Source organism: Psychrobacter sp. PAMC 21119 (assembly GCF_000247495.1).
Classification (GTDB): domain Bacteria; phylum Pseudomonadota; class Gammaproteobacteria; order Pseudomonadales; family Moraxellaceae; genus Psychrobacter; species Psychrobacter glaciei.
In genome coordinates this window covers 1-11,965 of sequence record NZ_AHVZ01000028.1, presented here as the reverse complement: position 1 = coordinate 11,965, position 11,965 = coordinate 1, and the positions used below count along the sequence as shown (strand labels likewise).

At 44.4% G+C, this 11,965-nt stretch carries 10 protein-coding genes; 3 read left to right on the top strand and 7 right to left on the bottom strand.

Annotation, left to right across the window (positions count from 1 at the left end):
• Positions 1 to 63: 63 nt before the first annotated feature.
• Positions 64 to 576, bottom strand: a complete 513-nt coding sequence (locus RH96_RS10655; RefSeq protein WP_010200789.1) for a hypothetical protein — start codon at positions 574 to 576, stop codon at positions 64 to 66.
• Between the two features lie 380 nt (positions 577 to 956).
• On the opposite strand from RH96_RS10655, the gene RH96_RS10650 reads away from it, so the two are divergent.
• Both RH96_RS10650 and ribBA read left to right on the top strand, forming a co-directional pair.
• Complete coding sequence (locus RH96_RS10650; RefSeq protein ID WP_010200787.1) at positions 957 to 2,246, top strand: replication-associated recombination protein A; 1,290 nt, start codon at positions 957 to 959, stop codon at positions 2,244 to 2,246.
• Between the two features lie 325 nt (positions 2,247 to 2,571).
• Entirely contained in the window at positions 2,572 to 3,684 is a 1,113-nt protein-coding gene (gene ribBA, locus RH96_RS10645) for a bifunctional 3,4-dihydroxy-2-butanone-4-phosphate synthase/GTP cyclohydrolase II (protein ID WP_010200786.1), read from the top strand.
• A gap of 96 nt (positions 3,685 to 3,780) precedes the next feature.
• Here the strand turns inward: ribBA and RH96_RS10640 are convergent, their stop codons facing one another.
• From RH96_RS10640 to RH96_RS10615, 6 genes are all read right to left on the bottom strand, one after another.
• The gene (locus RH96_RS10640) at positions 3,781 to 4,272 is read right to left on the bottom strand and encodes an acyl-CoA thioesterase (RefSeq protein WP_010200785.1); all 492 of its coding nucleotides are present in this window, start codon (positions 4,270 to 4,272) and stop codon (positions 3,781 to 3,783) included.
• Positions 4,273 to 4,346: 74 nt separating this feature from the next.
• Positions 4,347 to 5,366: a hypothetical protein gene (locus RH96_RS10635; RefSeq protein WP_010200784.1), complete on the bottom strand. Its 1,020-nt coding sequence runs from the start codon at positions 5,364 to 5,366 to the stop codon at positions 4,347 to 4,349.
• 99 nt (positions 5,367 to 5,465) lie between these two features.
• Entirely contained in the window at positions 5,466 to 6,452 is a 987-nt protein-coding gene (locus RH96_RS10630; protein WP_010200783.1) for a uroporphyrinogen-III synthase, read from the bottom strand.
• A gap of 145 nt (positions 6,453 to 6,597) precedes the next feature.
• The gene (hemC, locus tag RH96_RS10625) at positions 6,598 to 7,632 is read right to left on the bottom strand and encodes a hydroxymethylbilane synthase (protein WP_010200782.1); all 1,035 of its coding nucleotides are present in this window, start codon (positions 7,630 to 7,632) and stop codon (positions 6,598 to 6,600) included.
• Between the two features lie 194 nt (positions 7,633 to 7,826).
• Complete coding sequence (locus RH96_RS10620; RefSeq protein ID WP_010200781.1) at positions 7,827 to 8,564, bottom strand: LytR/AlgR family response regulator transcription factor; 738 nt, start codon at positions 8,562 to 8,564, stop codon at positions 7,827 to 7,829.
• A 179-nt stretch (positions 8,565 to 8,743) separates the two neighbouring features.
• Positions 8,744 to 9,895, bottom strand: a complete 1,152-nt coding sequence (locus RH96_RS10615) for a sensor histidine kinase (RefSeq protein ID WP_010200780.1) — start codon at positions 9,893 to 9,895, stop codon at positions 8,744 to 8,746.
• A gap of 125 nt (positions 9,896 to 10,020) precedes the next feature.
• Between RH96_RS10615 and argH the strand changes: the two genes are divergently transcribed.
• Complete coding sequence (gene argH / locus RH96_RS10610; protein ID WP_010200779.1) at positions 10,021 to 11,394, top strand: argininosuccinate lyase; 1,374 nt, start codon at positions 10,021 to 10,023, stop codon at positions 11,392 to 11,394.
• Positions 11,395 to 11,965 lie beyond the last annotated feature (571 nt).

The following is an 11,965-nucleotide window of genomic DNA, read 5'->3' as shown; positions in this document are numbered from 1 at the left end:
TTAATGCAAAATAATAAAAGTTAGAATTATCACAGCAATCCATTGCTGCTTTATGTCGTTTTTTTAGTCGTACTTTTTATCTGCCGCATTATTCACAGCATGTACGGTCAGAAATGGAATACAAGCTTCTAGATCTTGACAGTCTTTGCCAAGTTGCCGACGTACGAAATAGTCTTGTACCATGCGTGCCTGCTGTTCGATACCATATTTAAAAAAGGATTTACCCGTCTCTAGCACATAATCATAACAGCGATCCATAACGGCACCGCGTACTACCTTTAATCCTTGTTGTAGCTGCCAAACGTGGGTTAGCTCGTGTATGAGCCAACTTTGCTTACCAATGGACGCATGGCCAAAATCTGCTATCCAATCTGCCGGATGAAAGTAAATATTACCATTAGGGCTGACCGCATAATTTTTGAGTACCCAGCGCGCGGTTTTAAGGTGAACGTCATCGAGTATGATACTGTTACCGAATACCGAATGAGCGAGCGCTATCTCGCCAGCAGTCAGCTTTCGTGATTGTTTTTTTGAAAATCTTGCTTGTAAAAACTGCTTGAGAGTCTGCTGATACATCGTTAATGAATTACCTTACGCTAGTGAATCATGCTAAACCATTAAATAGGGGTGCAAACATTGAAACCCAAGCATTGAAAAACAAGCATTGAAAAACAAGTATCTAAGACATAAGCTGTACACTTAGCCGATTTTTCTTAACGTCAATCTACGTTAGCCTAGCCGCTCAACTATAATAGTTATGAAGAGCAATGATTAAGGGCTGTTTGTATAAATTAGCTTATTTTTACCACTGATGTCTAATACTGATTATCAAATAACTTTGTTTTTCTACAAAACATGACGACTGCCGAATATTTATTCTGTACAAAACAGCTTCATCAAGTCACTCTGTCATTGTAGTAAAGTCATAATTATCCGACCCTATAATAGAGAGTCCTATGCCGCCTAACTTTCATGCCGATACCCCACTCGCCCAGCGTATGCGCCCCACAACTCTTGATGCTATTATTGGTCAAGAACATTTATTAGCAAAGGGTGCGCCATTAAGACGTTTGGTGGAGCAAGGACACCTGCCGTCCATTATCTTGCATGGTGAAGCTGGCATTGGCAAAACCACCATTGCCATGCTGCTCGCTGATGCCGTTGGTCGTCCTTTTCATGCGCTATCTGCCTTGAATACTGGCGTTAAGCAATTGCGTGAAGTGCTAGACACCAAAGATTCTTTAAACTTCGAATCACCAGTGGTGTTCATCGATGAGATTCATCGTTTTAACAAAGCTCAGCAAGATGCATTACTGGGCGCTGTAGAGTCTGGTGATATTACCTTGATTGGTGCGACTACTGAAAATCCTTCCTTTAGTGTCAATAATGCCCTCTTATCTCGTTGCCAAGTTTATCGTCTAGAGCCACTAACGCCTGAGCAAATCAGTGCAGTCTTACAACGGGCCATGCAAGAAGATAACATTCTGCAAAATCTGACTATCGACCTGCAAGCGCAAAATACGATCAGTCAATTGGCGCATGGTGATGCCAGAAAGGCGCTAAATGTACTGGAGCTAGCGATTCAAACGGCTGATGCTAAACAGTCGCCAGTTATCATTAATGACGAACTGGTAAGCCGAGTGGCGCAAACCGCTTTGGTGCGTTACGACAAAGATGGCGAGCAGCATTACGATATTATATCGGCAATGATAAAATCTGTCCGTGGCTCCGATCCTGATGCAGCTTTGTATTGGATGGCGCGGATGCTCGTTGGCGGTGAGCCTGCTGACTTTATTGCGCGACGCTTAGTAATTTTGGCCAGCGAAGATATCGGCAATGCCAATCCTAATGCCCTACTCCTTGCTGATGCAGCGTTACGTAGTGTGCAGTCGATTGGTATGCCAGAAGCGCGTATTATCTTGGGGCAAGTGGTGGTCTATCTAGCCACCAGTGCCAAAAGTAATAGCACCTATAAAGCCATCAATGCGGCGTTGGCGTTGGCAGAAAAAGATGCCTCGCCCGTACCACTCCATTTGCGTAATGGCGTGACCAAATTGATGCGCAATCAGGGCTATGGTCAAGGTTATAATTACCCGCATGATTATCCCAATCATTATTATCCGCAGTCTTATTTGCCAGAAAATTTAATCGGCACACGCTTTTATGAGTTTGCAGATAATCAGCGCGAGCAGCATAGTAAACAGTTCATGGATTGGCTGAAAGACCAAGCGGCGAGTAATGAATAAACATGCATAACATGGCTCAGCTCATTATGTAATGTGTGCGTTAATGGATAAACAGCAGCAATCATTGATAATACTTATCACTATTTTTGACAGACTGGCCCATATAGTTTTGAGATGAAGCAGCACAGTGGGCTGAAAAGCGTTAAAATGTCCTCATATTGGTATATGAGCAATGATTCAATAACGTCTACGATGGATCAATTTGATCTAACGCCCTTTGCTTAACCGCAACAGCGCTCTGTAGCATCTACTGCTACAATAGACAGATAATGCTTTATATTCCACATCACACCTATCTATAAATAATAAAATATTGAGACTTACTATGAGTTTAAATACGATTCCTGAGATTATCGAAGACATTCGTGCCGGAAAAATGGTCATCTTGATGGATGATGAAGACCGTGAAAATGAAGGTGATATCATTATGGCAGCGACCCATGTGCGCCCTGAAGATATCAATTTTATGATTACTCATGCACGTGGATTGGTCTGCTTGACCTTGTCACAAGCACGCTGCCAACAGTTGGCGTTGCCGTTGATGTCTGATCGTAACGAGGCAAAATTTAGCACCAACTTTACGGTTTCTATCGAAGCGGCAGAAGGCGTCACCACCGGCATTTCTGCTGCTGACCGCGCGCGTACCATTCAAGCAGCGGTTTCTTCTTCGGCAAAACCTGAAGACATCGTCCAACCTGGACATATCTTCCCAATCATGGCTCAAAATGGTGGCGTCTTGCACCGCGCGGGTCACACGGAAGCGGGTTGTGATTTAGCACGTCTGGCAGGGCTTGAGCCAGCAGCAGTGATTGTTGAAATCATTAATGCGGATGGCACAATGGCACGCCGTGATGACCTTGAGATATTTGCCGAAGAGCATGGCATCAAGATGGGTACAATTGCTGACCTCATCAACTACCGTATCGCCAACGAGCAAACGGTAGAAGAGATTGAAACGCGTCCTTTTGAAACGGAATATGGCACCTTTACGCTACATCGCTTCCGTGAATTTGGTGCTGATGAGACGCATTTGGCCTTGGTAAAAGGTGATGTCAGCGAAGGCGTTAGTACCGTTCGTGTACACGGCTTCCATCCTTTACGTGATTTGTTTGCTGCTAAAAATGATACCACAGGACGTAGTGGCTGGAGCGTGCAGTCAGCGTTAGAAGAAATCAGTGCCTCAGACCGTGGCGTCTTGGTTTGGATTGGCAGTCATCAACCGATTGATTTGGGCGATGCGTTGGATAAAGCCGCTGATAATGAGTCGCTATCTACGATTACCCAACAGCCTTATCGCAGTATCGGGGTTGGCGCACAGATTTTGCGTCATTTAGGTGTGCGTGATATGCGTCTATTGTCATCACCGATGAAGTTTTATGCGTTGTCAGGTTTTGAGTTAAACGTGGTTGATTTTGTGCATGCGCCAAAGCAAGTTTAGGATTTGATTGGCTGAATGATTCAATATTAGTCACACATAAAAAGGCACGCTAATTTACCGTTAGCGTGCCTTTTTTCACTTATTAGGTGTTAAGTTTTAAAATTTAGGCGTATGTCCAATGTCTGTTTCTAATGCGAGCAGTCGTTCGCGCTCTTCGATTGTCCAAGGCAGTTTACTCTTGCCACCACTGTCTAAGCGCACCACGACTGCTTCAGCCGTCGCAACGATGGCCGCTTGCGCCTTACTATAGTAACGATACTCTATGGTTATACTCGTATTACCCAAACGTTGACAACGAACGCCTAATAATAAAGTATCCGGATAGGTCACGGGACGCAAATACTGGCAACTGGATTGTGCTAATACGGTGACCATACTGCCATCAAACATCCCTAACGTCTGCAAATACGCAATACGCGCTGACTCAGCATAACGGTAATAGACGACGTTGTTTAAGTGGTTAAACGCATCCATCTCGCCCCAGTGAATCGGCTGATGATGAATAACAGGATAATGCGCCAATTCGTCAGGACGACTATCGTTTAGTACCTCAGTGGCAAGACCGACTGTTCTATTTGGATGATCCATGTTTTAACCTTATCTTTCAATATTGATATAGACGATTGTCTTAAATAATATTCATTCATTGACGTCATCTTTCGTTAACGTTGCGGTTTGTCCAAAATTTGCGCGGTCAGCAGTGGCGTTGGTTTTGGTGCATTGGCAATCAGTCTATCTAACCAATCGAGTACTTCTGGAATATCGCTTGGCGCTTTCATTGTTTCTAAGTTCTTGGCCAGATCGTTTGTACTTTCAGCAGCGCTCGTCGCACTTTTTGCTGCTTGTGCAGGTTGTTTGCTAGCAGTCATAGAAGACTGTGGCACTAAGGTTTTTAGTTGTTTACGAGCTTGCGTCAGATAGCTGACCAGCTGATCTTGTTCACGCATATTGCTGGCTTGGCTCGCTAAATTCAATGTCATGATAACTTCATGAATGATTAATTGGCGGCGTGTCAAAGCAAGGTTATTATTGATTACTGCTCTACTTTGCTGAGTATTTTTTTGAGTGCCTTCATTACCATTATTATTGCTAGTGCCATTACTATTACTATTGCTGCTCGCGGCACGCTCATGACTGTGCAAAAAATCTTGAATATTTTGAATCGCTAGATTTTGGATTTGCCACGGGCTTGGTTGTGCACTTTGTGCTTGCAGGCGTTCGATATCTTTGAGCAAACTTTGCTTAATGACCACGGTCAACGCTGGGGCAATCTCATTGCTGCTTTGTGCCAATTGCCAATGCAGACCACGTAGTAAGTCTATCGCTGCGCTATCGTTATTGTCGGCCAATAATCTATTGGCTGCCTGTATTTGAATACGCAATAAATCCAGCTGATTCTGAGCTTGGTTATTGGTCGCTACGTTCGGCTCTGGTAAGGTCTGCTGACTCATGGCAAATATGCGATCATCCATCTCATTTAGACGGCTGACCACCTGCTCGTTGCTTTGCAGACGCTCATTGACGCTATGTTGAAAACGTTGATGGCTAATATATAAGACTAACAATGCCGCGATAAGTAGCAAAATCACCAACCATTGTAGACGCAACAACAAGGTGTTTGCTTGCCGACGCTGCTGGATAGCAGAAGGTTCCTTAGATAATGATTCAGAATTTATTGACATAAGACAGTACCGTTATGGGTAGGGTTAAACCTATTTAAAGCGAACAAAAAAAGCGTATCACGCTTTAAGTGTTGTCTGGTTATTAAGAAATCGTTTTTTCTATAGGACTTTAGCGCTAATGGCTGCCAGAATGGTTTCCGGCGCCAAATCTTCCACACGCCAGTAGCTCAATTGCTGTTCTGCGACCATGTTTGCCAAGCGTTCGCCCAATACGATATAAGTAAAGTCTGATAATTTAAGCGCTGCATTGTCGATCTTGCTTTTATTTGCAATTGCTTCTAAATTCGTCGCTTCTGAAGCCTTTACTGCTGTTGCTTTAACAGTACTTGCCCAATGCTCAAAGGCAGTACCACTACTGATCACGACGACGGGCTTTATTCTGTCTGCTGATGCTATGGTTTTTGATGCGTTTTGTGCCTGAAAATCTTGTAGCCATTGCTCATATTGACCCTGCGCCTCGTCAGGCATGATGCGCTCATACCAAGCAATACTATCGATATGTACACCGCGTGCCTGCAAGGTATCGACCAGCAGACGACGTCCGCCAAGTCCACGCCATATCAATAGTTTATCGCCCGCTTGTAGACTTTCAATCTCAGGCATCGCCAGCATACCTTCGTTATTGGCAATGGTAGGCTGAAGCACGTGATAACTTGCTACAGGTCGCTTGGCATCATTGAGGACAGCAGCAGTCACCTCACCAACCGCAATCAAATGACTTGGCGTCTCTAACGCTGCCAATGCGGACTCTGCCAGCTCAGTAATGTTGTTTTGTTTGTGACGCTCAACCTCAAGTGCTTGCCACATGGCCAACCCTGAGGCCGCAGCGGTCGGACTGACAATAACCAGTGCTTGATAGTCACCAGCTAGCCATTGCTGCATCATTTTTCTGTCTTCATCGGTCGCTGCACGTGCTTGCAATGCCAACATCGGCATCTCAATGACCGACAGCCCTGCCGCTTGTAGACACTGCGTCAGTGGCGCTGCTCGCTCTATCGGGCGCGTGTTGATGACTACTTGCGGCAGCGCTGATGATTGCTCAGTCGAGTGAGGTGAATCCGTGAGCTGTGACGTTGAACAAGTCATAAACCGACCATGAAACAATGCTGATGAAATTAAAGTGAGCGTAATCAGAGTTATTATAAGTAATTACCACTCTATGATTAAGCTACTCACCATACAGAAATACTATTCTTAGATGCCATTTGCTTAGATATTATTTATTCTAATATTATTCAGGATGATAAATCGCTGATAAGATAGCACCAGCACCATCGGCAAGTAGGAGCTTGGCAACATCAATACCTAGCTGATTGGCCTGCACTTCTTGCTCGGCTTGTGTGCCGACTAACGTGAGCCGTTTGTCCGCTTTTAGTAGTTCACTACCATCGGCCTGACCCACACGACCACGCAACCACAACACATTGCCATTATCATTGTTGCCATTATTACCATTGTCATCGTTGTTGGCAGCTGTTTCATCAGCCATTTGTAGAACGGCATAAGCCGCAATCGGCACTTGGCAACCACCTTCTAAATGACGGTTTAGCGCGCGCTCAGCGATCAGGCGAATACGAGCCTTATCATCATTGAGCGGTGCGAGTAATTTTATCACCTCGTCATCACCTTCACGGCATTCAATTGCCAGAGCACCCTGCCCAACCGCAGGCAAGCAAGCATCAATATCAAGCTCGCCGCGGATGCGATCGGTAAGCTCAATACGCTGTAAACCACTGGTCGCTAGAATAATCGCATCATACTCGCCAGCATCCAGCTTACCCAAACGGGTACCAACGTTACCGCGCAAGGTTTTGATTTGTAGATCGGGGCGATAGGCTTTGATTTGACACTGACGACGCAAGCTTGACGTGCCAACTACCGCACCTTGTGGCAGCTCATCAATACTATTATAAGTATTGGAAACAAAAGCATCCGTTGGTGAAGCGCGTTTGCAATAAACACCCAGCATCAAGCCTTCCGGCAACTGCATGGGCACGTCTTTTAATGAGTGCACGGCGATATCTGCTTGGTTCTCATACAGCGCTTGCTCAAGCTCTTTGACAAACAAGCCTTTGCCACCGATTTTGGCCAGTGGCGTGTCCAAAATTTTGTCACCTTTAGTGACAATTTTTAGCAGATTAATGGTCAAGTCAGGATACATCTCTAGCAGGCGATCACGAATATGTTCAGCTTGCCACAGAGCCAACGGACTCTGGCGTGTGGCGATATTTAAAGTGGTCAAAGCAGGTTGCTGCGGATTGCTCATAAAGGGCCTCAATAAGTTCGATACGACAGTGCAATATTCATGCGATGTCAATGCGAAACAGTCATGCAAATTTACATTATAAACTAGCGATAAAGACCATTTACCATGACTGCCAACGCAAAAAAATACCCCTATTTAAGCATAAATAAGGGTTTGATGATATGGGATGATTATTTCGCTATGACAATGGTGTGTTACATACTCTGAATTTTTTCACGTAACGCTGGCAGGTGGCGGCGGCTAACCGCTAGCGTCTCATCAATACCTTTAAACCGTATCTGATACTGTCCCGCATCTAAGGTCTCTAAAAAGTCCAAAAATCTGAGATTAATAATAGCGTTACGGTGTACCCGAAAGAGGCGGTCTTCAAACTCTTGCTCCAACTCTTTTAGGGTCTCGTCAATGAGGACAATACCGTCTTTATGACGAACTTTGACGTACTTTTGATCAGCCGTAAAGTAGTAAATGTCTTTGAGCTTAATCAGCTCAACACCGCGGTGGGTACGTGCCGCAATATGTTCACGGACGGGACGTGCCATTGGATCTTCGAGCTTACGAATCTCATTTAACTGCGCTGCGTTTAGATTTTTCGCTTTAGCAAGTGCTTCTAGCAATTCATCTTTATTGGCTGGTTTTAATAAATAACCGATCGCATTGGCTTTTAGCGCAGCAATCGCATAATGATCGTAGGCAGTGACAAAAATAATCGCTGGCGGATGCTCAAGCTTAGCAAGCTCTTGCGCACAGCGAACCCCATCCATTTCAGGCATGCGAATATCTAATAAAATGATGTCCGGTTGTTGAGTTTTCACTGCCACGATGGCTTCTGCGCCTGTCGTTGCTTGCGCAACCACTTGATGACCCGACTCCTGCACAATCCTAACCAAACGCTCACGTGCTAACGGCTCATCATCACAAACTACAATCCGCATGGAAACTCCTTTCTTACGGCGTGCCTAGTATATTTCTTTAATCGTATCAGTAACATAATAACATTTATCCTTAAGCTGTTATCGCCATCCTTTAAAACTAATAACGAAATAATAATAGTATAAATGCTGCAATAAATATGCCACGGTCAGTTATCAAAGAGAATATAACCAGATAAAGATCATAGACTGACGTCTTGAAGAGGATAATCTATGACAGTAACGATTTGCTTACTAGTGACGGTACTTTGAATGTCGGCACTTTGGCCAAAGTAGGCGCGTAAACGTTCGGCTTGAATATAAAAATTCATGTGCTGACGCAAATCGTAGTGAACCATTAAGGTTTTTTTGGGCAGTTGCACACTGATGGTAATCGTCACGCGATGCTGTTGCCACGTTACTTCAATGTCGATATAAATGGTTTCGGTGGTCATTTCAACCACATTCAGTAGCATCTTTTCAATCACGCTTTGGAGCATCAAAGCGGTGATGACCATGTCATACATGACATCCTCGTCAGGTAGCCGCCAATTGACAATGAGCTTGTCCGCCAAGCGAATAGATTCAATGGCAAGATAATGCTCGCAAAGCGCGATTTCTTCTTCAAAGCTAATCTCTCGGGCACCTTCAAAACTGGCACGAAATAACGCGGAAACGTGTTGCAATAAGGAGGCTGCTCGAGAGGGATTGGACTCAATAAGGGATACTAAAGTATTAATGGTATTAAAGAAGAAATGCGGGGCAAGGCGTGCTTTAATCACATCGTTTTGTGCAGTCAATTTATACTCAAACGATTTTTTGAGCGCACTAACCTCACGATAGCGACGTAAAAAATACAGTAGAAACACCAAGGTAAAGCCGCCACCAATGATGGTATCAAACAGAACATTGATAATAAAAGCTTGCAGATCGTATTCAAGCCAGCCCACATTGATCATAATAAGCATGACTAATGTCATTGATATTGCAGAAGCTAGCATGAGTAGCGCAAGAATATAAATGCTGACTTTGACGATGCTCATACGTGTAAAGACAGGGCGTAAATAATCTACTAGGTATAATGATGGGATGATACTTACTGTGTTTTGTAAAAATCGGCTCATGAATTTAATCACAAATTCTGACCAAGTTGCCAAGTCATGACGATCAATCACCGTCACGAACAGCGACCAAAAAAAGATGTAAAGCAGCCACTGCCAAGGTCTCATGACGTCCATGAGCTTGGGAATAAAAAACTCTAAGCGCGCAGCTAGTAAGGCAACCTCATCATTTGCTATACTTGGGCTCTTATTCTCTTGATTTGTCTTAGACCGATATGAACGCCAATTCTTCACACCCTAGTAATCCTGATTCAAATAAAAATTCATCTGTCACTGATTTTAGCACAGATGCTTCTATAACAAACGCTGCGGTGCAAAACAGCCCTGTAAGCAGTCCTTCAAACAGCCAAGGTCAGCAGATGTGGGGCGGGCGCTTTAGTGAAGCAACCGATAGCTTCGTCGCTGCCTTTACTGCCTCCGTGGGCTTCGATCAACGCTTCGCGCGGCACGATATTCAAGGCTCGATTGCACACGCAACCATGCTAAAAGAATGTGACATCTTAAGTGCTGATGATGTTGCCACTATTATTGACGGTCTACAACAAGTGCTGAAAGAGATCGAAGCTGGTGAGTTTAATTGGTCGATTGCGCTTGAAGACGTGCATATGAACGTTGAATCGCGCCTGACAGATATCGTCGGTGCGGTGGGCAAAAAGCTACACACTGGTCGTAGCCGTAATGATCAGGTCGCCACCGATATCCGTTTATGGCTGCGCGAAGAGACTGATAATATCATTGCCTTGTTAGTGCGCTTGCAAAGTGGTTTGCTAGATTTGGCTGAGCAGCATACTGATACCATCATGCCTGGTTTCACCCATTTGCAAACCGCGCAGCCAGTCAGCTTTGGTCATCATGTGATGGCTTGGTTTGAGATGTTATACCGCGATACTGAACGTCTAGTCGATGCGCGTCGCCGTATCAATCAGATGCCGCTTGGTAGTGCCGCGCTTGCTGGCACGACCTTCCCAATCGATCGTACGATTACCGCTGAACTGTTGGGCTTTGAAGGCATTTGCCAAAACTCGCTTGATGCTGTCTCAGATCGCGACTTCGCTATTGAGTTCACATCAGCTGCTTCTATCTTGATGATGCACATGTCACGCATGAGCGAAGAGATTATCCTATGGATGTCAGCGCAGTTTAACTTTGTACAGATACCAGATCGCTTCTGTACCGGCTCATCTATCATGCCGCAAAAGAAAAACCCTGACGTACCAGAGTTAGTACGCGGTAAAGCAGCCCGTGTCTTTGGTCAACTCATGACCTTGCTGAGCCTGATGAAGAGCCAGCCCCTCGCCTACAATAAAGACAACCAAGAAGACAAAGAGCCGCTCTTTGATTGCGTCGATACGCTTACCGGCTGTTTATTGGCCTTTGGTGACATGCTACCAAACATCACCCCAAATAAAGAAAACATGCGCGCCGCTACAATGAAAGGCTATGCGACAGCGACTGATTTGGCAGACTATCTGGTACGTAACGGTGTCGCTTTCCGTGATGCCCATGAAGTGGTGGGTAATGCCGTTGCTTTGGGTATCAAAGAAGGCGTCGATTTGAGTGATTTATCCTTGGCGCAGCTCCAGCAGTTTAGCGATGCTATTGGTGACGATGTTTTTGACTTTTTAACACTAGAAGGCTCATTGGCAGCTCGTGATCATTTAGGTGGCACAGCACCAAATCAAGTTAAACAAGCCGTCATTAATGGTCGCGCACGCTTAAAAGTATTTGCCTAAAACATTTGATAAAAATATAAGCCTATTAGGGCCTGTCTTCAATTCACTCGATAGTCATCTAAATGGGCTAAAAATGGCTAAATCTTGCCAAACATCGTCAAATAGCTGGTTAGTATCCTGATATTATCTGCGCTATTTTTCTTGTTTGACGGCAATTTATCTGATTTTTATCGCCATTTTTGAAATGAAGACACGCCCTAATAAAAACCCGCTCTCTTGAACTGACCCCCATAAGTTGGACACAACTTATGGGGGTTATTTTATGAAGTATGACATCGACTTTAAACTAAGGGTGATAGCCTATTATCAACAAGGACATTCAGGCATTGCTACCGCAAAGCATTTTAATATTAAGGTGTAATGGACAAAATTCATGCTAGAAATTAGAAGGTAGTCGCTAATGGACATAATTCATGCTATTTGAGTGTCTTTGACTCTAAAAAGTCTTTAATAAACCGTAACTTACGATACTCATTTAGCCCATGATGACTGTGTAATTGTCGCTTGAGCTCACTGAATAACCCTTCGAGAGAATTAGTAGTATTTGGTAGGTCTAAATGCCCATATTCTT